14 protein-coding genes are annotated in these 25,034 nt (G+C 57.7%); 2 read left to right on the forward strand and 12 right to left on the reverse strand.

What is annotated here, in order from left to right:
* Positions 1-584 precede the first annotated feature (584 nt).
* The 10 genes from A3M7_RS0126745 to A3M7_RS0126795 all read right to left on the reverse strand — a co-directional run bounded on the left by A3M7_RS0126745 (position 585) and on the right by A3M7_RS0126795 (position 17,968).
* Positions 585-3,032 (reverse strand): CoA transferase, encoded by a 2,448-nt coding sequence (locus tag A3M7_RS0126745; protein ID WP_027546682.1) that lies wholly within the window; start codon positions 3,030-3,032, stop codon positions 585-587.
* 74 nt (positions 3,033-3,106) lie between these two features.
* Positions 3,107-3,895, reverse strand: coding sequence for an SDR family NAD(P)-dependent oxidoreductase (locus A3M7_RS0126750; protein ID WP_049823702.1), 789 nt, complete (start codon positions 3,893-3,895; stop codon positions 3,107-3,109).
* Positions 3,896-3,900: 5 nt separating this feature from the next.
* The gene (locus A3M7_RS0126755) at positions 3,901-4,854 is read right to left on the reverse strand and encodes a hypothetical protein (protein WP_027546684.1); all 954 of its coding nucleotides are present in this window, start codon (positions 4,852-4,854) and stop codon (positions 3,901-3,903) included.
* Positions 4,855-4,881: 27 nt separating this feature from the next.
* Entirely contained in the window at positions 4,882-6,183 is a 1,302-nt protein-coding gene (locus A3M7_RS0126760) for an aminotransferase class I/II-fold pyridoxal phosphate-dependent enzyme (RefSeq protein WP_027546685.1), read from the reverse strand.
* Between the two features lie 368 nt (positions 6,184-6,551).
* The gene (locus A3M7_RS44975; RefSeq protein ID WP_049823703.1) at positions 6,552-7,937 is read right to left on the reverse strand and encodes an LLM class flavin-dependent oxidoreductase; all 1,386 of its coding nucleotides are present in this window, start codon (positions 7,935-7,937) and stop codon (positions 6,552-6,554) included.
* A 1,839-nt stretch (positions 7,938-9,776) separates the two neighbouring features.
* Complete coding sequence (locus A3M7_RS0126775; protein ID WP_245284327.1) at positions 9,777-11,039, reverse strand: aspartate aminotransferase family protein; 1,263 nt, start codon at positions 11,037-11,039, stop codon at positions 9,777-9,779.
* Positions 11,040-11,546: 507 nt separating this feature from the next.
* Positions 11,547-12,272, reverse strand: a complete 726-nt coding sequence (locus A3M7_RS0126780) for a hypothetical protein (protein WP_027546687.1) — start codon at positions 12,270-12,272, stop codon at positions 11,547-11,549.
* A gap of 411 nt (positions 12,273-12,683) precedes the next feature.
* Positions 12,684-13,574 carry a crotonase/enoyl-CoA hydratase family protein gene (locus A3M7_RS0126785; RefSeq protein ID WP_027546688.1) on the reverse strand — a complete coding sequence of 297 codons (891 nt, stop codon included), beginning with the start codon at positions 13,572-13,574 and terminating at the stop codon, positions 12,684-12,686.
* A 35-nt stretch (positions 13,575-13,609) separates the two neighbouring features.
* The gene (ectB, locus tag A3M7_RS0126790) at positions 13,610-14,878 is read right to left on the reverse strand and encodes a diaminobutyrate--2-oxoglutarate transaminase (RefSeq protein ID WP_027546689.1); all 1,269 of its coding nucleotides are present in this window, start codon (positions 14,876-14,878) and stop codon (positions 13,610-13,612) included.
* 648 nt (positions 14,879-15,526) lie between these two features.
* Entirely contained in the window at positions 15,527-17,968 is a 2,442-nt protein-coding gene (locus tag A3M7_RS0126795; RefSeq protein WP_027546690.1) for a CoA transferase, read from the reverse strand.
* A gap of 1,268 nt (positions 17,969-19,236) precedes the next feature.
* Between A3M7_RS0126795 and A3M7_RS50675 the strand changes: the two genes are divergently transcribed.
* Positions 19,237-19,851: a hypothetical protein gene (locus tag A3M7_RS50675; RefSeq protein ID WP_371090217.1), complete on the forward strand. Its 615-nt coding sequence runs from the start codon at positions 19,237-19,239 to the stop codon at positions 19,849-19,851.
* 218 nt (positions 19,852-20,069) lie between these two features.
* Here the strand turns inward: A3M7_RS50675 and A3M7_RS0126805 are convergent, their stop codons facing one another.
* Together A3M7_RS0126805 and A3M7_RS0126810 are read right to left on the reverse strand one after the other, a co-directional pair.
* Positions 20,070-20,918 (reverse strand): acyl-CoA thioesterase II, encoded by an 849-nt coding sequence (locus tag A3M7_RS0126805; RefSeq protein ID WP_027546692.1) that lies wholly within the window; start codon positions 20,916-20,918, stop codon positions 20,070-20,072.
* Positions 20,919-22,027: 1,109 nt separating this feature from the next.
* Positions 22,028-23,161: a mandelate racemase/muconate lactonizing enzyme family protein gene (locus tag A3M7_RS0126810; RefSeq protein ID WP_027546693.1), complete on the reverse strand. Its 1,134-nt coding sequence runs from the start codon at positions 23,159-23,161 to the stop codon at positions 22,028-22,030.
* Between the two features lie 1,034 nt (positions 23,162-24,195).
* On the opposite strand from A3M7_RS0126810, the gene A3M7_RS48885 reads away from it, so the two are divergent.
* Complete coding sequence (locus A3M7_RS48885; RefSeq protein ID WP_156936985.1) at positions 24,196-24,345, forward strand: hypothetical protein; 150 nt, start codon at positions 24,196-24,198, stop codon at positions 24,343-24,345.
* The last annotated feature ends 689 nt before the right edge of the window (positions 24,346-25,034 follow it).

The following is a 25,034-nucleotide window of genomic DNA, read 5'->3' on the forward strand; positions in this document are numbered from 1 at the left end:
CCCAGCACTTGATCGTTATCCCGCCGCGCGCGCATTGTCTTTGAGAGTGGCGCAATATCGTCTAGCGTTTTCCAAAGAAGGCGCGGCGGCGAACAGGAGAACTCCCCGAATTCTGGTCTCGACCAAATTCCGGCAACGGAAGCGCCAGTCCGAACCAACACGGGAGAACGGCCTCTACGCGTGCACTTGAAGTTCCGCCGCAACGAGTGAGCAAATCGAACTCGAGTCCTGCGCCGTTCCGATAGCGCGACCTGATTTGCGTGGCGCACTGGTAGCCCTGGCGGCAATCGTCTGTAGCACGATCCGAGTTCATAGTAATTTACGGATTGCGCCGCGCTGTCGCTGTCACCAGGTGCATGTTGGCTTGACGATATTGTGGGGGCGATGGCGGGAGGGAAGCGCCGCCGGTGTTCGTTCGGGGTTGCTCCTCGCAATGAGCAGGCGTAGCCGCGCAGGCGGCCATCTTCGCTTGCGTACCCCACCTTGTTCCAGCAAGCGGTGCAGCCTTCGTGAATCTCTGAGCAGGGATTGGTCGATGTACCCAACCCTGAGGGTTCATCAATCCGGTCTATAGCGACGAATTGTCAATCTGAGGCGCGTATTTTGTCTTTTGCGAGCTTCTCTTCAGACAGCATCGCCGTACCGATGATACCCTCCCGCGCCAATTGTGCGATCTCGGCATCGGAGAGGCCGAGAAGCTTTGATAAAATCTCCCTGTTGTCTTGTCCAAGCGTCGGCGCCGCTATGCGGATCGCGTACGGCGCTACTCCTTCGCGAATCGGCATCGATGGTTGCGGATGTAAGCCAATGAAAGCACGTTCGATCTCCTGCAGAAATGCACGCGACCGAAGATGCGGATCGTTGAGCAGGTCAATTGGCAGGCGGGCCACGCCGGCGGCGACTCTTGCGGCCTGCAACTCGGACATCGCCCGATCCGCATCCCGGCTGAGCGTCCAGGCTTCGATAGCTCTCTCAATCAGATCCTCGATCCCGCGGCGGGCTTCCGCAGATTTCAGCGATGTGTCCGTGGCCCAGTCTGGCCGGCCAACGAGGGTGGCAAGCCTCTGCCACATGTCCTCCTCGGTCGCGGCTACCACGATCCAATCGTCCTCTCCAGCACACCGGAAGCAACCATGCGGCACGAAGTCCGGATGTCGGTTGCCGTATCTTACCGGCGGCGTACCGCCGATCGAATGGATAGTGATCCAGGGCGCCGCAAAGGGCATCATGCATTCGATCTGCGAGAGATCAATGAATTGTCCCTGCCCGGTGTTGCGGGCATGCATCAATGCAACGAGAACTGCAGCGCAGCCATTCAACCCGCCGACTGCATCTCCGAACGCGATGTGGCTCATGAGGGGTGGCCCGTCCGGCTTTCCGATCACGCTCGGCAACCCCGAGCCCTGCTCGAGAGTCGAGCCGTAGGCCCGGCAACTGCGATGGATGCTGTTCGTGCCGAAGGCTGACATCGACATCACCACGAGCTGAGGATTGAGCGTTCTGAGCACGTCATAGCCGAGCCCGAGCTTGGGCAGCACATCGACCGAATAATTGTCGACAACAATGTCGGCTCTCGATATAAGCCGTTTGGCGAGAGTGCGGCCTCGCCGACGCGTCAGGTCGAGTGTGATACCGCGCTTATTGCGGTTTATCATGCAGAAGCGCAGCGTCTTTTCGTACGTCTGGTCGTCGACGTAGGCTGGCCGGCGGTCAACGCCGCGCCACCAGTCGGGATACTGGACCGCTTCGATCTTGATGACATCCGCACCGAGATCAGCCAGTGTGCGCGTACACAACGGACCCGCCCACCCCATCGTGAAGTCGATGACACGAATCCCATGCAATGGTAGCCCATCAGCATCGATCGGGCCCGATGACGCCGACGCAGCGTCGCTCAAATGTCTTCGGGCAATCGCGAAAGTCTGCTGCTCACCGGGAGCTGGAACCCTTCCACCCCGGCGCGGCGGCGTCAATGTCAGTCGCTGCATCGAGCCGGTCGTCAGGCCCTCTTCTTCGCCGAGCAGCACGGGCACGATCGCGCCGCGCTCTCTCTTCTCCGCGCCCTGCAGCAGATCGGAAATTTCTGGTACTGGCACGATTGGAATCTTGCGCTTCAATCCCTCCGCAAACCACTCCTGCGCTGTCCGCGTCTTCAGCCTTGGCATGAACTGTCGCTCAATTTTCTCCCGGTGTTGCAGGCGGTCTTGGCCGAGCACCAAAGCTGAATCGTCCCGCAATTCGGATAAGCCGAGCATATCACAGAACGCGCGCCATTGTGCCGGAGTGATTGTCGTAATACCGAGCCAACCTTTTTTGGTCTCGTAAATGCCGGTTGGAAAGTTTGGCCAGAAGCGGTTAACGCCAATGCGGTGCATCATATCGCTCCGCGCAAGTGCCTCGAATAGCTGATACTCGCTGAGCGCGAGACTCGATTCGAATATGCTGAGCGCCCACGACCGCCCTGCTCCACCCTGCATTCTCGCAAACGCCGAAGAAGCCGCGGCGACAAAGCCCCACAGACCGGCAATAATTCCGACCTGAAAGTCCGGTGCATGCAACGGCGGACCCTCGACCGGGCCAACCAGCTTGATGAGACCGGCGAGCGCGCGCACGGTCGAGTCGGTTGCGGCGAATTCCGCGTATGGACTGTCGCAAGCAAACCAGCTTGCTTCGAGATAGATCAACCCGGGACGTCGCCGCCGGATCGCCGCGACATCTATCGACGGGCAGTCCGCAGGATGAACATCGCGGCCATCGACTAGAATGTCGCAACCCTCGATCAACTCCGTCAGGCGTGTGATCGCGTCCGGGCCAGCCTTATCTATGATGATGCTCGACTTGTTGAAGTTCAAGAATGCGAACCACGCGCTCTGACCACCTGGCGTGAGTGGGGCGCTGCGGCGAAGTGGATCGCCCGCTGGCGCCTCCACTTTCTGAACGTCGGCGCCGAAATCGGCAAACAAGCGCGCGCAATAGCAGGTTGCGGCCGAACTACCGATCTCGATCACTCGCAGATGTGATAACACTCCCATCGAGGGTTCCTCTTATTGGCCGCCGCATTTGACGGCAACGGAAGGCTTTCGCGTCAAGCGCGATATCCATCGCCTTATGCGGCGAACTCGCCGCCCGTGATATCGATGGTTGCGCCGGTGATAAAGCCGGCTAGTGGCGAGGCCAGAAAGGCTACGACGTGCGCCACCTCTTCGGCCGTTCCAAAACGGCCGACCGGAATGCGGCTGAGGGCAGAGCGGTTGACCACGGCCTCAGGTGGCCCAGTCAGATCACTGAGGATCCGTCCTGGAGCGATACAATTGACGGTAATCCCATTTGGGGCCAGATCCCGCGCCGCAGCACGGGTTAGTCCAACCAGCCCAGCCTTCGACGTGGCATAGTGCGGCCCTGCGATCAACGGCATAGCACGGCCAGCGAGTGATCCGATATTGATAATGCGCCCATAGCCCTTCGCGATCATTTCCGGCGCCAAGAGCCGTATGAGAATAAAGGGGCCTTTGAGATTGACATCGATGACCCGCGCCCATTCCTCGAGGGACATCTGCGAAAGCCAGGGAGCATCCTGGTCCGCGCGCTTGGGGGAAATGCCCGCGTTATTCACCAAAGTCGCAATGTCGCCCCAGCGCGCTTGGACGCGATCAATAAATCGTTCCACCTCGTTTTGTCGCGTCACGTCGATCGCCTCGGCATAGAGCCGATCTTCCGGGCAGCTAAGACTCTCAAGCGCCCGCTCCACATGCTCTGCTCTCGTCGCCACAAAGGCGACCTGATACCCGTCGGCTAACAACCGACGTACGATCTCAAGTCCGATCCCTCGTGCTCCTCCAGTCACGAGAGCAACGCGTCGATCGCCTTGGCCGCTGAGATTTCCTGGTGTCATCATGATCGTCAAGCGGTCGCAACGGTCGTATCGAGCAAGGCCACAGCGCCGGAAAAGCACAGCCGCGCCCCCCTCAGAAGGACGTATTGTTGTCGTTGCCTCAAGCTCTTGCCGAGTTGCCTAACGTCCCATTTGAAGCTATCGCGTGTTCGGTTCCTGCCGCTCCGCATCGCTGTTTCCGGTTTCACAGTGGGGCGGCGTTTCTCCGGAGGAGAACCCAGCAATCGGCGCAAGTACGGTGGTATGGAGTATTCGTCGGAAAGTGTGCTGAAAGCAGGCGTTATGCGCGCGGCGAGCTCATGGAATATGCCGTCGCACGCTTGTTTGAGGTCGCGGGACCCACAAGTCACGATTGTTTCTTCTAGAAACCACATCATGCAGTGCAGCTTATTTTTAGCAGCAGCCGTGATCGCAATGATCGGCTTGGCGCGGGACCAGATCCTGCCAACATCCATGCCAGGACTCGGCTGACCAGGCTCGAGCATGGCGACGCGGAACGCCGACACTTTGAATCCGCTGCAGTCGGACATGGGATGAAGCGGTGTTGCGATCGCGAATGGCAAGTACAGCGCGAGGCGCCACTTCAGGAGTTCGCCAAGTTCGGCCGGCTTCGGCACCCGTACGACCGTTACGAGTCGCCGGTTTGCGTTCGCCGCATTGGTTGGAACCAGCTGCGAAAACGCGCGGCGCGCGGGCGTGATATTGGTGCCAATGCGGCGCGCCAATGTCGCGAGTGTCAAACGGTTTTCTTGTGCTCGCTGACCTACAATAAACGTATATCTCAATTGGACGTAGCTGAATTCTGCAAGAATATTCGCGCACGTGTACGCACACGCCGAGGACGTTGGCCTCGGTGGCCCGGAGATGTCTTCGCAGCAGAACGCCGGATTGAGTGTCGGCAAGCCTTCATCCTGCTTGTCAGCAGACAGTGATAGCAACTTGGCTGTATCGGGCAGCTCCATGAATTTTCTCCACTAAATGGCCGGGCATCACCTCAGGGCAGGGGCGGACGGCATACGAGGCTTTGCCGTTGCTTCGGGCAACCGTTCCAAGATGCGGTCGCAGAGCCGCTCTATATCGCGAACCTCATGATCGGCCGTAATGCACACCCGAATCCCTGCCTTTCCTTGGGCAACCGTCGGGAAGAACGTCACCAGAGTATAGAAACCCGAATCGAGAAGCTCTCTTGCAATTACGATCGCCTCGGCTTCCGATCCGATAGCGACCATTCTGATCGGAAGTGAATTGCCCTGCTCGGCGGTTGCTATACGATTATCAAAGATCGCGATCCGTTGCGCCAACCGCCTCTGTCGTTCGCCGAGTTCTGCCGAACGATGAATCTTGCAGGAGCCAAGCGCCGCGCCGACCGCCGCCAGATTGGGGGCCACCGAAAACGCATAGGGAATGGAGTAGCGTCGAAATAGAGCCTCGTGATCAGCCGTTCCGAGCATCAACATGCCGCCAGATGCACCGAATCCCTTGGCCAACGAGGCTACTATGATTGTGCGGTCACCCAGCTGTTGTGGAAACTGAGAGCGAGCAAATCCCTCGCCTTGGCGTCCGAACAGCGATATCCCGTGAGCATCGTCGATATAGAGAAAGAGTCCATAACGTTCCTGGAGCTGACGCAGCTCTTCGACGGGCGCATTTCCCCCCATGGAATAAACACCATCGCACACGTAGGCGACCACCGGATGTTCGCGACACAAGCGTTCGAGAGCGTCGATGTCGTTGTGCGCAATCGTTTCCACCCGGGTTTCATCGGCGACCACCGGCTTGTGATAAGCGAGCGAGATGTGGGCGATCCGATCGAACACGACGACCGGCTTTCTTCCGCCCGTCAACTGACCGGAAGCAAGGAGGGGCATCGCGCCCAGATTAGCAAGCATGACGGTAGAAGAGGCGATGACACGTGCACAGAACATCTCCGACAGGTCTGTTTCAAGCTCTGCGAGAAGATCGAAATTGAGCCGCGTCCGTGCACATGACCAGTGCAACGACCGATGCGCCTCAATCGCGTCGATCGCGCCAGCGACGATCAAGGGATGATTGTCCAAGCCCAGGTATGAGCATCGCACGAAATCGTTAATCTCCGGGCGCTCCGCAAGAGGGCCGCTGCCCAAAACGACGGTGCGGCCGGACGTAGAACGTCCCTGGACAGCCATGAGACCAGCCGCGTGAGCTGCATCGAAAAACGGGCGGCTCTTGTCAATCATGTAGGCGGTGTTCCGAAAATGTTCGGTCGGCCGATTATTTGAGAGCGGGGTCCCCTGTTGCATTTTGTTCTCCATTCCATCTCTCAAGCATGCACGGATCGCTTACATGAGTGCGCAGGACCCGCAGTTTCACGACATCGGTTCGTACGGGAGGTACAGCACTAATCCTGAGGGCCGCTTGATCCGCACTCCTCGCCAAATGCAGTAACCTATTGCTACGTCGCTTGGGCAGCTACCACATCAGATGGGGCGAGATCGCGGAGGGCCCTTGTGCCAGTGCCGACGGAAGGACAGTAGTAATGAGGCAGATGGCATGACCGCACCAGCGCGGCATTCCCTACTACACAGACACGACAAGCGAGACCCGCAGTCTCCTTAGAAGCTGCAGCGAGCACGATGCGGGATTTCTGCTGCCGCTCATGCTCTGTTCGACCCAGACATACCTATTCCCTGGCCCCAAAATTATCCGAGGACGGATGACTGCTTACACTTGCGTGCATGAACTGATTGAACGGCCGCTTGAGGCCAAGGTTCTCTCTTAGTGTCTGTCCGAAGTATCTGGATCTGAACTTGCCTCGTCGGCGCAATTCTGGAACGACGAGGTCGACGAAATCCTTGAGTCCACTGGGAACCATCGCCGGAATGACGTTGAATCCGTCAGCGGCACGTTGATCAAAGAAATCAACCATCTTGTTTGCAATTTCGTCCGGTGTTCCGAGAACCATCAGGTGGCCACGGCAGCTCGAAACCAAGCTGATCAGTTGCCTCCAGGTGAATTTCTGGCGTACAGCCAAGTCGAGTAGCACCTTCTGGCGGCTCTGGATGAGGTTCGTCTGCGGTAACGACTCGGGGACCAATGAGTCGAGGTTCATTGACCGCAGATCGGTGACAGCCCCCAGCCAACGATCGGCCGTATCAATTTGGACATCGATATGCGTATAAGATTCTAGCTTTTGAAGCTTCTCATGCGCTTCTTGGGTTGTCGTCCCGACGATTGGGACGATGCCCGGCATGACGGCCACCTGATCGTCCTCCCGTCCAAGTGCGCGCGCCTTCTCTTTGAGGGTTGCGTAATACCGTCTACCATTCTCTAAAGACGGTTCGGCAGTGAATACCACCTCTGCGAGTTCTGCACCGAACCGTATTCCGGCATCGGATGCACCAGCCTGAACCAAGACAGGATAGCCTTGCGCCGGCCGCGCAACGTTTAGTGGACCTCTGACTGAGAAGTAGTCCCCTCGGTGGTTAAGCAAGTGCAGCTTGGAAGTGTCAGCGAAGATGCCACTTTCCTTGTCCCGCGTGAAAGCGTCGTCTTCCCAAGAGTCCCAAAGTCCCTTGACAACTTGTACGAATTCTCTGGCCCGATCATAACGCACGTCATGATCTGGAAGTTCTTTTGCGCCGAAATTTGGGGCTTCGAATTTGTTCCCCGAGGTGACGATGTTCCAAGCGGCACGCCCCCGCGATAGGTGATCAAGTGAGGCGAACATGCGCGCCAGATGATAAGGCTCGTGGTACGTGGTCGTCGCTGTCGCGACCAAGCCGATGTATTGTGTTCTCGCCGAAAGCGCGGACAAGAGCGTGATTGGCTCGAATCCATCATTCCGGCTTACACGAGCTATGCTAGCGTGGTCCTTTTCGACCACGCTTGGACTATCCGGAAGAAACACGAAGTGAAATGCCGCCTGCTCGGCAATCGCTACCAAGCGAGCATAATGGTCGATGTCAACTCCGCCATTCGCTGGCACGCTCGGATCGCGCCACGCACCTTCGTTATATCCCGCCTGAGCGAGGAACAGTCCAAGCTTCATCTCATCATTGCGCCGCATACCCTATCTCCTTTTTTGTTGGGCTATTCTCAGGCACCGTGTTCGGCAGGTGGGGCGCCTCGATCGGATAAACAGCCCGCCTCAGCGTCCAACTTCTCGCGAGAATTATCGACCTCTACAACCGCGCCTTTCGAAACGGTCCGATACTTCATTCCTCTGAGGGCACGTGAGTGAGGCTCTGACCCAACGCGCTGCAAACATCATAGCCTTCTGACGTTCCGAACGCTCCTCGGAGGGCACATAACGTCTGGCGGGAGCCGGCCTCGTCCCAACAATTCCGTGAATGCGGCCCGACGCTCAGACCGTAGGTGGCATGCTTTGGTGATCTAGATCAATTACGACCGTTGGTAGTTGACTGGTCGAAAGTTCTTTGCGTCCAACTGCGACGGCGAAGGCGTCGCGATGGCACTTTTCGAACGCGCAAACGATCGACTAATCTGATGTGCGCGCATCACTTTGACAGTGCTGATGGCGTGCTCTTCGGCAATGCTCGTATATGTGGCGTACATTGGATCGCGTCTGGTCGTTCAAGCCCGCTAGCGCAACGATCGATATCATCGGCGGGGAGTTTCCCCGCTTAAGCCACACAATCTCGCATTTGGCGACAGGCAAGAAGCCACAACGCGCGTTACCTCTTCCGTTCCAAAGCGGCCAGCGGAATGAGATGAGCGCGGGAGCGGCTGACCGCAGCTTCTGGTGGCCCAGTCGGATGACTCCGGCCAAGCGCGATAATTGGTTGTAATATCGTGTGGCGTGAGATCCGGGCAGCAGCGCGCGCCAATTTTAACACAACTAGTCCCACCTTCGATGCGGTGTAGCGCGGGCCTGCGATCAACAGCATGGCACGGCATGCTAATGATCCGACTTTGACGATGCGCAGATTGCCTTATGCAGTCATTTCTGGCGCCAAAAAGCTATATAAGAAGAAAGCGATCGTTGAGATTTCGGCCATTACTTGAGCGATATCCGCGAAAACCAGGGGAACTCCTGGCCGTGCGCTTCGCAGAGACGCCTGCATTGTTCACCAAAGTCGCTTTGTCGCCCAACGCGCCCGCACTCGATTAACAGATCCTCTCACCTCCGTTGTTCCGGGAGGGCATAGGATCATCCACCCAGTTCTACTCTACTCTTGTCGCCACAACGCAGGAACTGATAGCCATCAGCCAAGAACCGGCGCGCCATCTCAAATTCAATCCCGCGCGCTGCTCTAGTCACGAGGAGAACGTGCTGATCACCGTGTCCCTTCAGTTTGCCCTTTAATGGATATCCAAGGACCGCAAGGAGCGACGCACAGCATCGGGCGTGCACATCGGTGTGCCGGAGTGACAGCATCATCGTTGTCAATGCCTCATCCACTGGACGCGCTGCGAGCAGTCATCACAACTCGAGCTTCGAAAGCTTCTCATCCAGCAGCTACGCAAAAGCCGTCTCCGACTTCACAATGGGTCGAACGTTTTTTCTGGCCCAGAGATTAGCAATTAGTTACAATGTCGTGTCACGAACAGTTCGTCGATTAACCGCCTAGGAAGAAACGCCGCCCCCAATATCTCATCCGGCAGCCTACTGCGCGCGTGTTCAATACGATCTCCCACCGCCAAGACGGGTTTTCTAGTGCGCGCGCGATGCAGCGCGATCTATCTATACGAGCCAGAATAAGCCCAAAGATCGATCCTGTTCGGCATTAGATCCCGTCCCGATGCAGGGCCAGAAGGCTCGACTAGCCAGGTTTGAGAACGACGACTTGGAGCGCCTCCACCGGATTTAGGACGTTCATCTCGCCGCAGTCGGACACGCGAGATCCCCACACGCAGCCCGAGGTTGTCGCAACTGTTGTCCGCGTCACCTCCGTAGCTCCATCCTGTCCAGTATGTCTTGATGGCTATCGAGAAAGCCTGCGAACACATCGACGATGAAGTGGGCGTCTGTGCGAGTCATCGGCGTAGAGATCGAAGCGGCAGCCCCATACGGCAGGATTATGCCGTTCTCTGCAAAGAAGTGCGTGAGCTGCTTCATCAGTGCCGCTGCTGGGGGCCCAGGATAGGCCTCACGATATTCATTGGGGGGTTGCGCCATCGGATGGACGCGAAAGAGCGAGGCCGCTCCAGTCACGCAGAGTGGCGCACGCCGGTGCGAGATGGCGCGACTAATCCCGTCGCGGATAATGTTGCCAAATGTCTCAAGACGTTCCAAAGCGGCATGATCTAGATGCCGCATTGCCGCAAGGCCCGCTACAATGGATAGTGGATTGGCGGAAAATGTGCCGCCTTGCGGAAGCAGCGGTGGACCCGCTGAGGCATCGAATACTTTCATCACGTCCTCGCGACCGCCGATTGCTCCGATCGGCAGACCGCCACCGATGATCTTGCCCATCGTGACGAGGTCAGGAACAAGCCCATAGCGGGCCGAGGCCCCTCGGAAACCCTGCCTAAGATTTAGAACTTCATCAGCAATCACCAGAATGCCGTTCTTGCGGGCTGTTTCCTGAACCGCAGCAATGAATTCTGGCTTCGGCGCAATTAGACCCCCGCGGCTTGGCATCGGATCCACGATGACGGCGGAAAGAGTGTGTCCATGCAATGACAATAATTGGCGTGCGCCTTCGGCATCATTGAAGCGGAGCACAACGACTTCATTGAGCACGCTTGCAGGCATTCCGCGATAAAACGCCGTAGAGTTAGGTGCAGTGGGATCACCCCAACTGTCCGGCGTCGCCGCGAGACTGACCTCAGCCCAGTCGTACGCGCCATGATAAGAACCTTCGAGCTTGGCGATTTTCGAGCGGCCGGTGAAGGCCCGTGCAGCCTTGATCGCAAACAGCACGGCCTCAGTACCCGTGTTGACGAACCGAACACGATCAACTTGCGGAATGCGGCCGCAAAGCAATCCGGCGAGTTCGATCTCGCTCTCCGTCGGATTTGCGAAGCAGCTGCCGCGCTGCAACTGGTGGGTCAGCGCCGCGACGACGGGTGCGAAGGCGTGCCCGTGGATCAACGTTGTGAAATTTCCGTTGAGATCGAGAAACCGACGGCCATCGACATCGAACAGATAACTGCCCATTCCTCGCTCGATGTAGAGCGGGACCGGATTCCGCTCGATGGTCACTCGCGACGTCCCATCAGGGAAAACCAGCCGCGCGCGGGCGAAGCTCTCCTGAGACCTCTGCCCAACGCGCGAAATTCCTGCCGCGTTCGAACCTGCAATTCCCTGGTTCACGTTATCCTCTTCGAATTATGTGCCCGTTCTGAACGGCTGAACGCGAGTGGTCGCTCGTCCGCCTCTTGCGGCTCCTCCATCCCAGGTTTTCTCCCGAACATCGGTATCGTTCTGAAGCGAGATCAAGACGACCGGAGCATCGCGACGCTTTCCAACCGCGGCATGCCCGCAGGATTTGGCTTCCTTTGCGAGGAACGGCCGATAGTTGCTTTGCGCATTCAACTCGAACACCATTTCGCTGACCTTGTATCTCGAAGCATAGCATCGAAGCGGCCTCGCGCACGAACCGAACTTGGGCACTTCTCACTTTCGGAATTCCTTTGGATCCGCATGCCGCGACAGCGTCCGTGAGCGCACTGCGCATGATTCAGAGGCGCGTAGTTATCCACGGCGTGATCATGCCGACGAGACCCGCAGGGTTGAAGACAACTCGTTTTTGGCGCTACGATCAACAAGGCTTCTCAGCTCCCCAGCGGTCAGCCAAACAAGTAAATCGTCATCCATAATATCTTCTTCTACCAGATGCAGTATTGACCCACCGGGTTCGTGATGCGTGTGTCCGTATTGCGCAAGGACGCCCTTATCGAGGAGCCAACGCTCTGCAAGGCCAACTACGAAGTCAGGTGTCCACATGGCAAACGACACCCCACGTAACACTGCAGCCATGATCTCGGGCATGCCCTGTCCTCTAAAGTCTTTGCGCAACCAAAAATCACCGTGATAGGCTACTCTTCCAGTTATCTTCTTCGCGCTTGGTGCCGTGCAAGCGCAGCGGTCCTGAGGATGCGCATGTACGGTCGGATCAGCGTAAAACGCCTTTAGGGATTCAAGATGTTCAGCAAAGTTGCTGTGCGAAAGGTCATAGAGTCGAGCAGCCTCAACAAGCGCGACCTCCTTGTTCTTGTCGAGGCCTATCATCCAATATCCCTCGCCTGATTCAATTGGCGACCTATCTGGCCGGAAATTTGGATATGTCGGCTTCTTTGTTGGAAGGCCTTGCGTGATCGAGACATATTCATGAAAATCAAATCCTATCGAAAGCTCAATGCCCTTCTGCGCGGCAGAGTCGTCATATGCCCGAAGGAAGCGTGAGACGTTCAACGGATTAACTAAAACGTTCATCGCTGCAACTTGCTCCTATCCTGATGAGCTGCGTCAAAAGCTACGCGGCAAGTAGATGGTAGAGCATTAGCGATGAATCGAGACACTACCTGTTCTGGTGAGGACGACGATGATTTTCGATATTTCGAGCAGGCGGACTTTTGCACCCATCAACTTTCAATGGAAGCAGAGCGCCGGTAGCCGGTCAATGGGCCGCAGCATACGGCAGATGATGTGGACGGGCCACTCCGATGTGGGGTAACTGCTCTTAAGCATTCATCCTCTAGAACGCGCGTGAACATCGACAAGATAACCTCGCTCACGCTAAGGCTTCGATGCGAGCGTGCGTGGAACACCAAATTTTGAAAGAACACCATCACGGACGCACGGCGCCAGCTCGCGCTTTGCTTGGCGGAACGGGGAAATACTTGCCTATTTGTACTCTCGCTCCGTCCACCATGGAAAAAAATCCGGCATGTCAGCGGGCACCTTGTCTTTGAATACTGCGGGCCGCTTCTCAAGGAAGGCGATCACGCCCTCCTTGGCGTCTGCGGAACGGCCGCGCGCATACATGCCGCGGCTCTCAATTTTGTGGGCTTCTATGGGTTCATCGGCGCCCAGCATGCGCCACATCATCTGTCGGATCAGCGCGATCGATACGGCTGAGGTCTTCTCCACGATCTCGTTGGCGAGTGCACGTGCAGTGGGCAGTAGTTGATCGGGCGGCACGACTTTGCTGACCAGCCGGCCGGCGAGAGCTTCCTGCGCCGGGAATACCCGCCCGCTGTAGGACCACTCGAGCGCTTGGGCGATGCCAACGACGCGGGGCAGGAACCAGCTCGAGGCCCCCTCCGGCACGAGGCCACGTTGGGAGAACACAAAGCCGAAGCGCGCGGCCTCAGACGCTATGCGGATGTCCATCGCAAGCTGCATGGTGACCCCCATACCTACGGCCGGCCCATTCACCGCGGCGATGACAGGCTTGAGGCACTTGAAGATCCGCATGGCAATCTTGCCGCCGCCGTCGCTGACCTTTGGATCACTGTAGTCCACCGTACCATTCAGCAGCCGCTTCACTGGCCCGCGCCGCGCGTCGCGATCAAATGTGTCAGCGCCGAACGAAAGATCGGCCCCGGCGCAGAAGGCTTGGCCCGCACCGGTCACGATGACGGCACGGACGTCATTGTCGCTGTCGGCGCGATCGAAGGCATCGACGACTTCCCGCTCCATAGTGGCAGTACAGGCGTTGAGCTTCTCCGGCCGATTCAACGTAAGCGTGAGGATTTGATCGACGACCTCATATTTGATGGTCTCGTAGGCCATGATATCTCCTTCTCATCTGGGCAAGCAGCGGCAAGTCACATCACTGCCACGGTCGTCTCTTTCAGAGACTGGCACAACGCCTCCTCGAATATCTCAAGGCCTTGATTTAGAGTATCAAAGTCGATGGTGAGCGCAGGCAAGAATTTTACGACCTGATCAACGGGGCCGCATCGTTCGACAATCAGTCCCTTTTCAAATGCTTTGCGCGACGTAGCCTCTGCGATTTCGGGCATTTGACAGTCAAACCCCAAGGCCATACCCCGCCCTCGAACAGCAAAACTGTTTCTGTACTCGGATGCAACAGCCTCAAGTCGGCGCCGCATGACCTGTCCCATCCGCTGAACCTCCTGCGAGAACGTATCGTCCCGCCAGTAAACATCTATGGCCGCGGTTGCAGATACGAGTGCAAGGTTGTTTCCTCTAAACGTGCCCGTGTGCTCGCCTGGCCGCCATGCGTCGAATTCCTCTTTAATCAACAACATTGATAATGGCAGACCGTACCCGCTTAGCGATTTTGACATTACAATGATATCTGGCGACACCGCGGCGAATTCGAAGCTAAAGAATTCGCCCGTGCGACCACAGCCCATCTGGATGTCGTCAACGATGAAGAGCGCGCCAGCGTTCTTTGCTATCGCTTGAATTGATTGCAGCCACTCCTTGCGAGCTACGTTTATACCGCCCTCCCCCTGCACGGTTTCGACAAGAATGGCAGCTGGAGAATCGATGCCACTACTCTCGTCCGTCAGCACCTTTCGCAGGTAATCAGCCGTATCAACTTCCGATCCAAGGTAGCCGTCGTAAGGCATGAAAGTTGCGCCCGACAAAGAAACGCCGCTGGCTGTGCGATAAAAGCGATTACCGCTCGCGGCAATCGCTCCTAGACTCATGCCATGATACCCATGCGTGAATGATATTATACTTTGACGTCCTGTGACCTTGCGTGAGAGCTTTATTGCTGCCTCGATAGCATTGGCGCCCGTTGGCCCTGTGAATTGGAACCGGTATTGCAGATCCCGCTCCTGAAGTATGACAGAGTTGAAAGTCTCTATGAATTCGAGCTTCGCAGGAGTGGCCATGTCCAGGCCGTGGACTACAGCATCCGATGCTAGGTAGTCAGCAAGAGCAGCTTTGATCCGATGATTGTTGTGGCCGTAGTTCAGCGCTCCAGCACCGGAGAGGAAGTCGATGACCTTGCGACCATCCTCCGTTAACATGATGGAGCCGCGCGCCCGACTGAAAATTGCCGGAAACGACCGTGAGTACGAGCGGACGTTTGATTCCAGCGCTTCGAGAGCCTGCATCTTATCTGCCTCGCTAGTGACTTCAGCCATAGCCGTCTCTCCGCAGCACGCAGTTGAATCAACAAGGAAGTAGATCTCAGCGCGAGGCACGCTTCCTGGCATGCCTTGCTTCGCACTTCAATTATCGGAGAACCGGAGACGACGAACCTACTGGGATTAGTAGTGGTGCTATTAGGTCGAGAGCCACGCCTATGCTTCGATCTACGCGAGTCGTCGATTTCGCAGTATTGCAATTTGTGTTGTGAGAAACGGAGCTGCCAATCCCGGCTAAGCGCGATGCGCAATTGACTCACACTAGATTTTAGTTGTTTCGGCTAGGAAACGGTTTGACGGCTCTCTCGGTCGATCGATATCGATGTAGTCTGAGAGAATTCGCTTCGCGGCAAGGCGGTAAGCACCTCCAGAAGAGTGCTCGTTCCTGCCCTGGAGCAGCGCACCTACGGCCCGCGCTCGCGATCGCCCAAAGTCTGCTTGCGCCAGATGGATTGCTGGGCGCGCCAACTGTTGAGAAATCGGCGAGGGGCAGCAGACAGAAAGCCAATGAGCTCTGCAGAAGATGTGGATAGCCGAGACAAAAACGATGCGCTAACTGGGTGCCGATCTGCCAACTCTGAGGGCTCGGCGATCTAGAACATCCCCCTATATTCGCTAGTCCGACGCCTCCTTTGTTTTTGCGAGCTCCGCTTCGGAGAGCATCGTCGTACCAATGATGCCCTCCTCCGTTAGCCGTGCGATCTCGTCGTCAGAGAGCCCGAGAAGACCTGATAATATCTCTCCGTTGTGTTGTCCGAGCGTCGGCGCCGCTGCACGGATGGCATAGGGCGTTGTGCTTTCCCGAATGGGCATCGATGGCTGCGGATGCGGGCCCATGAAAGCGCGTTCAACCTTCTGCATAAATGCGCGCGAGCCGAGATGCCGGTCCTTGAGTAGGTCAATTGGCAAGCGGACCACGCCGGCCGCAACTCTTGCGGCTTGCAACTCGGACATGGCCTGATCCGCATCGCGGGCGAGAGTCCAGTCTTCGATGGCTCTCGCGATCACATCCTCGATGCTGCGGCGAGCTTGTGCAGATTTCAACGATGGGTCCGCCGCCCAGTCTGGTCGACCAATTAGGATCGCAAGTCTCTGCCACATGTCCGCGTCGGTCGCAGCTGCCACGATCCAGTTGTCCTCACCCGCACATCGGAAACAGCCATGCGGCACGAACTGCGGATGCAGATTACCATATTTTGGCGGTGACGTACCACCGATCGAATGGACGGTGATCCATGGCGCTGCAAACGGCATCATGCATTCGATCTGCGCCAGGTCGATGAATTGCCCGTGTCCGGTTTTACAGGCGTGAATCAGTGCAACCAGAACTGCGGCGCAGCCATTCAACCCGCCGACGGGGTCGCCAAACGCGATATGGCTCATAACGGGTGGCCCGCCCGGGTTTCCGATTACGCCAGGCAACCCAGAGCCCTGTTCGAGAGTCGAGCCATAGGCCCGGCAATCGCGATGGACGCTGTCCGTCCCAAACGCTGACATCGACATCATGACCAACCGAGGGTTGAGCGTTCTGAGCGCTTCGTAACCGAGCCCGAGCTTCGGCAGGACGTTGACTGAATAATTGCCGACGGCAATATCGGCTCCGGCCAACAACCGCTTGGCAAGAGCGAGGCCTTGCGGCCGCGTCAGGTCGAGCGTGATACCGCGCTTGTTGCGGTTCATGATGCAGAAGCATGCCGCCATCTCGTACATCTGGTCTTCCACGTAACCTGGATGGCGGTCAACGCCCCGCCACCAATCCGGATATTGGATAGCCTCGATCTTGATGACGTCTGCACCAAGATCCGCCAGTGTGCGGGTACACAATGGCCCCGCCCAGCCCATTGTGAAATCGACGACGCGAATCCCCTCCAACGGCCGCCGATCGGCATCGATGCAACGCGGCGACGCTGGAATGACCGACTCGTTTGCTCGGATATCGGCGAAAACCTGCTGTTCGCCGGCAGCCGGAACCTTTCCGCCCCGGCGCGGCGGCGTCAACGTCAGTCGCTGCATCGAGCCGGCGGTCAGGCCAGCTTCTTCGCCAAGCCAGACGGGCACGATTGCACCGCGCGCCTTCTTCTCTGGGTCTTGAAGTAGATCGGATATTTCTGGCACCGGGACGATCGGGATTTTGCGCGTTAGTCCTTCCGCAAACCACTCCTGCGCTGTCCGTGTCTTCAGCCTCGGCATGAACCGTCGTTCGATCTGTTCCATATTTTGGAGACGACCCTCGTTGAAGGTCAGGGCGGGATCATCACGCAATTCGGACAGCCCGAGCATATCGCAGAATGCCCGCCACTGTGTTGTTGTGACGGTCGTTACGCCGAGCTGACCTTTTTTGGTTTCGTAAATGCCGGTCGGAAAGTTCGGCCAGAAGCGGTTTATCCCAAGCCGACGCATCACGTCACCGTGCGCAAACGCCTCGAATATCGGATACTCGCTGAGAGCTAGACTCGATTCGAAAATACTGAGCGACCACGACCGTCCTACCCCACCTTGCATTCGCGCAATGGCCGAAGAAGCCGCAGCGATGAAGCCCCACAGTCCGGCAAGAATACCCGTCTGAAAATCCGGCGCATGCAAGGGCGGACCTTCGAGCGGTCCAACCAGCTTTACCAGGCCGGCTAGTGCGCGCACCGTCGAATCGGTCGCGGCGAATCCCGCATAGGGCCCCTGGCGGCCGAACCAGCTTGTTTCGAGGTAGATCAACCCGGGGCGTCGCTGCCGGATCGCAGCGATATCGACAGACGGGCAATCAGCGGGATCAACATCGCGGCCATCGATCAGAATGTCACACTCTCCAATTAATCCCGTCACCCGTGTAATCGCGTCCAGTTCGGTGGGATCGAAGATGATGCTTGACTTGTTGAAGTTCAAAAATGCGAACCACGCACTCTGACCATCGGGCGTGAGCGGCGCGCTGCGGCGAAGTGGATCGCCTCGTGGCGGCTCGACCTTTTGCACGTCGGCGCCGAAATCGGCAAACAACCGCGCACAATAGCTGGTCGCGGCCGAGCTACCGATTTCGACGACCCGCAGATGCGATAACACTTCCATCGAGGACTCCGTTTGCTCATGCTGTTTGCTATGATCGGCGACGCTATGCGCGCCTGCCGACACCGTGAGCGCGGCACTGCTTAGTATTTGCGATTGACGCGAGTTGAAGCACCGGCACCGATCTAAAATGCGTCACGATCCACCACTGTATCTTTCCGAATCAATTGCGTTGTCGATCCGTTCTTTAGATCTCCGCCAAATTTGCCCCAGCAGCATCCCTCGCTAGCCTCTGTCTCCCGCGGAAGCCAAGCCGCACGTACCCTTTCACTCCGAAGCGAACGTTCAGGACAATATTTGTGCCTGCTCGATCGCCGCCCGGTTCGACACGACTAAACCACTGGTTAATCGCTAGTGCAGCTACCAAATCACATAGAGTATGGGCGCAAAGGCCCATGGTAGCAGTGACAGCTCCGTCCCATCGATCCAGGTTTCGTTCCGCTGCTCGTGTTTTTGTCGATGGCAAAGATACGCGCCTGGTCGCCGCTTGCGACGATTTTTCTCTACGTGGTGGCGCGCCTGGCTGAAGGGCAAGTTTCCGTTGGTAGTCTGCAATGCATTCGGTTCATCCACGCCGCCACTTCGCGGCCCTGCCACTGGTCGTTGAGCTTTCGCCGGCGCACGCTAGAGGCAGTGAGTCCTCGCACAGGTGAAGGCGCTGCCCAGCGATTCCCATGACGGCCATATGCTTACCTCTTCGCTGCTGGTAGAGCGGCATCGTTCGACGCATCAATCTGTTGCGCTCTTTACCGAACTCGCGCACAGGATTCGGCTCGAGGGTTTGCTTTTGGTGATGGGCAAATCCGGACAAAACTCAAGCGCAAAAGCACAAGTAAGGAGATGCTCAAGGTCGCGGCTTAACGACGCTCAAGCCCACTAAGGAATGGTTGGCCCCTTTTCGCTGCCGTCGCTCGCCACCGCTGCGCCCCGCCGTGAGCGAACGACGGCAGCTCCGAGGGATGGTCACAATCGGTGTTGCTGAACTTGAGGCCTGTACTCCCCGGCTCGGAAGCCGCGTTTCGAAACAGCAAAAGGCATTCCAGTTGTCCACAATTGCCGACGCACCTAGATGGCAGGTACTGCGCAAGTCTGACTCCAGAATACTGCCAATCTTAGTAGGTTCGCTCTTGCTCGCTGTCAGGTAAGTGAGAGGCTTAAAAGCAGGCCCTGCTTCGTCCATGACATCGCAAATCCCACGCTCTCTTGGCATCCTCCACCTCGAACGCGGGCTTCGGCCTGGTGCCACGCCGCCAACGCCAGTGGCGGGCTCAATGCTGAATCCGGAGACATTCGACTTTCCGACCATCTTGGAAACGGTCGCGGGAGCTTGGGTGGAGAACGTTGTTCGCGGCGATCCAGCGCTTGAGCCGGCCTTCATCGCCGCCGCTCGGCGGCTGGTTGAGCGAGGCGCGGCTGCGATAAGCTCGAGCTGCGGCTTCTCTATCCGACATCAACCGGCGGTGGCGGCGTCAGCAAACGTGCCCGTAATAATGTCAAGCTTGCTCCTGTTACCGGCGTTGCTCCGCCAGCAGCCGCCGCGAGCCAAGATCGCAGTCCTGACCTACGACTCGACCTGTTGTGACGAAGACCTGCTTGGGGTTGATGATCCGGCCGAGCTGGCGAGGATCGTGATCGGCGGTATCGAAGGCGGACAGTTCTGGCATGACGAACTGAAGCGTCCGGCACCACCAATCGATGTCGCCGCCATCGAAAGGGATCTGGCCGCCTGCATCACGAGATTGCACGCCGCACATCCGGAGATCGCAACCATCCTGTTCGAATGCGCGGCATTTCCGATCGTCGCCCCAGCGATCCGTCGGCTTTCGAAGTTGCCGGTCTATAGCATCACGGACCTCTGCCGGTTGACAATGGCGTCGGTTCCCTGATGCTCGCTAGGTTCGGATGAAATAGCTCAGATCGGATTCCGCAAGGATGCTATTTCACCGAGAAGCTCTTCCGGCCGCGCAGGAACAACGTCCCGCACTTCGGCCATGCAAGGAACATCATCGAACAACTTCAGGAGGAGCCGCCTCATGCCCGCATTTGCTCGACAGGAATATCGCCAGCGTACGGCAAGTGCGCAAGCGAATGGCCGAGTGAAGGCCTAGCGTGACTCGCGCAGGGCGCCTTCTTGGGCAACGGTCGCCGCCAGCGTGCCGTCGCGTTTGAAGATCAGTCCCCGCGCAAGGCCGCGCCCTCCCTGTGCGCTCGGCGACTCGTGCGCGTAAAGCAACCAGTCGTCGGCGCGGAACGGGCGGTGAAACCACATCGCATGATCGAGGCTTGCGGGCATCACCCGTTTGTCGAACGGCGTTCGGCCATAGCGTGCCATCACCGAATCGAGCAGCGTGTAATCGGAGGCATAGGCCAGCGCGCATATATGAAGCGCCGAATCCTCTGGCAGTCTCGCAGCGGTCTTGATCCAAATGTGAACGTGGCCGTCTTCAATCTTCTGGCCGACATAACGGCCAATCTCGACCGGGCGCAACTCGATCGCATAATAGTGGCGGATGAATTCCGCTGTTTCGGAACACGTCTCCCGGTTGGACCATTCCGCCGGCGTGAGTTTTGCCGGCGTTAGCGCGTCGGGCATCTTGTCCTGGTGGTCGAAGGTGCCCTGCTCCTCGGCATGGAACGAGACCATTATGGATAGGATTGCGTTACCGCGCTGGATCGCGGTGACGCCGCGGGTCGAATAGCTCTTGCCATCGCGCAAGCGTTCGACCCGGTAAATGATCGGCACCTGCGGGTCGCCGGGCTTGATGAAATAGGAGTGTAGCGAATGCGGCAGCCGATCCTTCACCGTGCGGCATGCGGCGGCCATTGCTTGCCCGATCAATTGGCCGCCGAACACGCGTTGCGAGGTTGTGTTTGGATTGTTGCCGCGAAACAAGTCCGCATCAATCTGTTCGAGGCTGAGGACAGCACGCAGGTCGATCGGGCTTTTGCACATTGACGTGTCGTCGCTTTATTTCTGCGTCATTCCGGGGATAGCAAAGGCATGAACCCGAAAGTCCTGAGAGTCCTGGGTCGTCTCTGTCGAGCCGTCCGCAATGATAGGTATCTGCCCTTTGGGGCACTTATCTCGTATCTTGTTTTGCCACTACCTGACGCAGCGAAGTGTCAATTGGCGGAACCGCACTCAACAGTTCTGCGTCTATCGCACCGATTTTCATCATCGAGCAGTTTGACTCATTCTCTTGGGCTGGGCAGCGAGGCCGCAATAGTGGTAACGGAGCGCTTTCCGTGCGCTAGCAATCGACGTGCCGAAAGCATTCCGCGAATCTTGCTTGAAGCGATGAAAATCCATGTGCTTCATGCCTCGCTGGCGGAACAGTTACGCCTTGGTGTCCGGCTCATGACATAGATGTGTTCAACCGGACACGGCTGAACACGACAACAAGGCGCGTCAGACGACGACCGTCGCCTCTCGTGCGGAACCGTGGTGATGGCACGTCCTTCAGGACTACCACGCAGATGGAGCTTTTATTTGAATCGACGCTCCGTATGACCTTCGGCAATCGAACAAGACTTCGTCTACTCGTATGCAATATGCAAAGCTGCAACGATAGCAGCCGCTCGTTCGTAAGCGCCTGCTCTGTCCCGGACCGCCGGAATCGACGGACGCGGACTTTGCCCCCGTCCTTCGGTATCTCGTGCTTTCGGGCTGGAAAGAGCAGGGGCGACCCTGCGGCTCAATAAGTACGGGGAACTCGGAGCTCTTGAGCAGCTTCAGGATACAGTATGACCGCACCAGCGGCCTTTTGAGGAGTCAATTGGCCCGGGCTTGCAGGGTATGAGATTGGCTTGACCGGTAGTCGCAGCACTCTCCGGTATCGACGGGACGCGAACATTGCCCCATCTTTCGATATCTCGTGTTTGCGGACCGGAAGCGGCCGGTCTGTGCGCCCGGTCAGTTCGTCCCGTAGCTGGCGAGGAGCGCGTCTACGCCGTTGTGCTTTAGTCGCTTCAATCATCAAATATGTGGCGGGAGTTACGAGGCCACAGGGCGGACCAGCGCCCGCCGGTCAGCTCAATTGCCGCGCGCGGGGAATCGACGCATCACCGCGCCGCAAATCGCGCCAGTGCCTTGCGGTCGATCTCGACGCCGAGCCCCGACCCGTCCGGCACGGAGACAATGCCGCGGGTGTGCTCGATCGGCTCGCTGAGAATCGCCTGCCGGATCGGGTACTCGGTGCGGTCGAACTCCAGGATCGGCGCGACGGGTGTGAGCGAGGGCGGTGTGTGCGACGGCAGAACGGCGAGCAGATGCAGCGACGCAGCGATCGCGATGCCGGTGCCCCAGACATGCGGGTTATAACGGACGCCGAACGCTTCCGCCATGTCGGCGATCTTCTTGCATTCGGACAACCCGCCGGCCGCGCAGATGTCGGGCTGCGCGATATCGAGCGCGCGCGACACGAACAGGTCGCGAAAGCCAAAGCGGGTAAACTCGCATTCTCCACCCGCAATCGGGATCGAGAGCGCCGCCTTTACTGCCCGATAACCGGCAATATCCTCCGGCGGCACTGGCTCCTCGAACCAGCCGATGTCGTGCTGCTCGATCATGCGCCCCAGACGTATCGCAGCGACACTGTCATACGCGTGATTCGCATCCACCATCAACTTTACCGTCGGCCCAATCGCTTCACGCACGATACGCGTCGCGTCCGCATCCGCCTCCACACCGAAGCCGACTTTGAGCTTCACCGCGGAAAATCCTTCGGCGACGTAGCCCGCCGCCTCCTCGGCGAGATAGCGGACCGGGTCGTCCGCTTTCCGCCGGAGCAGTCCAGTCGCGTAAGCAACGACCTCCGTCCGCTGCGCACCGCCGAGCAGCTGTTGCACAGGAACGCCAAAATGCTTGCCCTTGATGTCCCACAACGCGATATCGATGCCGCTCAAGCCCTCGATGACAACACCCTTTTGGCCGTGATCGCGCAAGCGCGCATAGATCATCTGCCACAGACAATCGGTACGCAGCGGATCCTCGCCGATGAGCCATGGCGCGACGCTATCGACCACGGCTGCGGTCATCCGCGCCGGACCGTAGCATTCGCCCCAGCCGATGATACCCTGGTCCGTCTCGATCTCGACCAGCATGGCGGTACGCGTGTCATACCAGCCGCGTGAGGAGGCAAAGGACTGCGACAGCGCGGCTTGAAGGATGTGAGTGCGGACGACTGTGATCTTCATTGGCTATCTGTGCTGTTCCAGTACATGGCGCAAGGTTCAATGTGCCACTTGGGCATCGAAGCACCTTAAAGCGTGATGACAAAGCGTCCGGGAAGGGAGGGGCAGCTCACTTTCCCATCTTGCGAGCGTTCGCAAATCGGAGCTTGGGCAGCATTGCATCCACGTCGGTCGTTTGGCGCAGTACAAATTGTGCCCACGGCATTTGATCTCCTCATTTCGGTACAAGGTGGCGAGTTTGAGCTGTCTTGCGGAGCTCGTCGACCTCGTCCGCAAGCCATTCTCCATGAGCATGTTTTTAGCTTGTTCATCGTGATCACGATCCGGATAATGCCCTTGCAATGGCGCTAAGTTCTGAGAGAGGCTCGACTTATCGAAACCCGTAATTTTCCGCTAGAGTTGGCTTGTCTCACTGAAGGCATGTTGCTCTCCCGCACCCGATCGCGAAACTGTTGTTTGGCTATTCCTCGCGCTCGTTTCTCTCTCGGAAATGAGCACTTGGGTTCAAGGAAATGAGCGCACCGCTCATCTTGCACGTCTGAATGCACGCAGCCTTTTTGCTCCGGGTTGCCGCCTCTCCATAGCAACGGCCGTGCCAAGCGCGTCCACGCGTTGGTGTCTTGACTCGCTTCCAAGAATTCGCGTGCTACAAAATAGCGATCCGTGTCTTGAACCCGACTGCCTTGGACAACTATTAGAAGCCGGACTACGATTACCAGTCGGTAGCGTGCGAACGGTAAGGCCACTCCACGATAGTGAGACCAGGCATCATACACCGTCTGAGGCATTCAACCTGCGGAGACTTCGCCGCACGGAGCGGCACACTTCATCGCCCTCTCAACACTCTTATGGAACTGGCAACAGACGTTATCGCGGCCTGCGGCAAATATTCAGCGACAACTCCGTGGCTCTCGGACACAACTCGGTGAGACGAATCAGCGCTGCTGCTCGTCCGCAGCACGCGATCTACTGGTGAGCTGCGGCGACTTACGGATCTTCTGATCATCGCGGAGATCGGTCATGATCTCACGAATGCCGTGAAGATCGTCGCAGCTGTCCTTCCAAAAGAAACATCCATCATTCAAAAATGGTCCTATGTCGCACTTGCGATGGATGCCGAGCATCGCTTCAGGCTCGATAACCGATTGCCGCAATACTCGCGCGACGAAACATCGCGCTTTGCCTAGCGATGCGTGTCAGAGGTCCACGACGGTGAATTCATTCGCAACTTATACTCCTTTCAAGGAGCCCACGGCAAACTACCAGAGCTGATAGGTTGTCTCCACCGATCTACTCCATGATCTGTTTAGCGGCACCAAACAGGAGGTAGCGCATATCCGCATCCGGGCTAGTAAACGGCGGACGTGGAGCGCGGGGTAGTGGTTCGACGGAAGACTCGAGACGGCTAGTGCGGACTCAATAAAGGCGGAGATACGACATCAGCGCATGTGAACAGTTCGCACGCCGAAACATGATCAACGAACGAAACCACCTGCGGTACGCCAGTCGACGTTCTTGATGTGGCGGCCTGGCAGAGCTTGCGCACGGCGCCGCCGCAGACCGCTGGACGCGGACATCGCCAACCATCAGATCGGCATGTCGACACGATACTCGTTGGACGCAAGACTGATCTGCGAGAGCTTGCTTTCGCCACCACGCGGCAGGATCGGGAGGTTCTCACTTGGAAGGAGGTTACATGTCGATAACAGTTCTTGTCGACTTTGGTATCACCAAACACGTCTCGAACGTCGCTCCACCGATGCAACTGGACGTGTGACCTCCGGCCACAGATTCGAGCTCAGCTCTAAAACGGGCATCTATCCTTCATCTGTTGTCGCGATCGAGGCATGTGTGAGTGTGCACTTGTGGCACCAAC

The sequence above is a fragment of the Bradyrhizobium sp. WSM2254 genome (assembly GCF_000472645.1).
GTDB lineage: Bacteria > Pseudomonadota > Alphaproteobacteria > Rhizobiales > Xanthobacteraceae > Bradyrhizobium > Bradyrhizobium niftali.

What these genes read in the sequence shown, in the direction of transcription:
- A3M7_RS0126745 (WP_027546682.1), bottom strand. Translation starts at nt 3,032, where the DNA reads ATGGGAGTGTTATCACATCTGCGAGTGATCGAGATCGGTAGTTCGGCC.
- A3M7_RS0126750 (WP_049823702.1), bottom strand. Translation starts at nt 3,895, where the DNA reads ATGATGACACCAGGAAATCTCAGCGGCCAAGGCGATCGACGCGTTGCT.
- A3M7_RS0126755 (WP_027546684.1), bottom strand. Translation starts at nt 4,854, where the DNA reads ATGGAGCTGCCCGATACAGCCAAGTTGCTATCACTGTCTGCTGACAAG.
- A3M7_RS0126760 (WP_027546685.1), bottom strand. Translation starts at nt 6,183, where the DNA reads ATGGAGAACAAAATGCAACAGGGGACCCCGCTCTCAAATAATCGGCCG.
- A3M7_RS44975 (WP_049823703.1), bottom strand. Translation starts at nt 7,937, where the DNA reads ATGCGGCGCAATGATGAGATGAAGCTTGGACTGTTCCTCGCTCAGGCG.
- A3M7_RS0126780 (WP_027546687.1), bottom strand. Translation starts at nt 12,272, where the DNA reads ATGAACGTTTTAGTTAATCCGTTGAACGTCTCACGCTTCCTTCGGGCA.
- A3M7_RS0126785 (WP_027546688.1), bottom strand. Translation starts at nt 13,574, where the DNA reads ATGGCCTACGAGACCATCAAATATGAGGTCGTCGATCAAATCCTCACG.
- ectB (WP_027546689.1), bottom strand. Translation starts at nt 14,878, where the DNA reads ATGCAGGCTCTCGAAGCGCTGGAATCAAACGTCCGCTCGTACTCACGG.
- A3M7_RS0126795 (WP_027546690.1), bottom strand. Translation starts at nt 17,968, where the DNA reads ATGGAAGTGTTATCGCATCTGCGGGTCGTCGAAATCGGTAGCTCGGCC.
- A3M7_RS50675 (WP_371090217.1), top strand. Translation starts at nt 19,237, where the DNA reads ATGCTGAATCCGGAGACATTCGACTTTCCGACCATCTTGGAAACGGTC.
- A3M7_RS0126805 (WP_027546692.1), bottom strand. Translation starts at nt 20,918, where the DNA reads ATGTGCAAAAGCCCGATCGACCTGCGTGCTGTCCTCAGCCTCGAACAG.
- A3M7_RS0126810 (WP_027546693.1), bottom strand. Translation starts at nt 23,161, where the DNA reads ATGAAGATCACAGTCGTCCGCACTCACATCCTTCAAGCCGCGCTGTCG.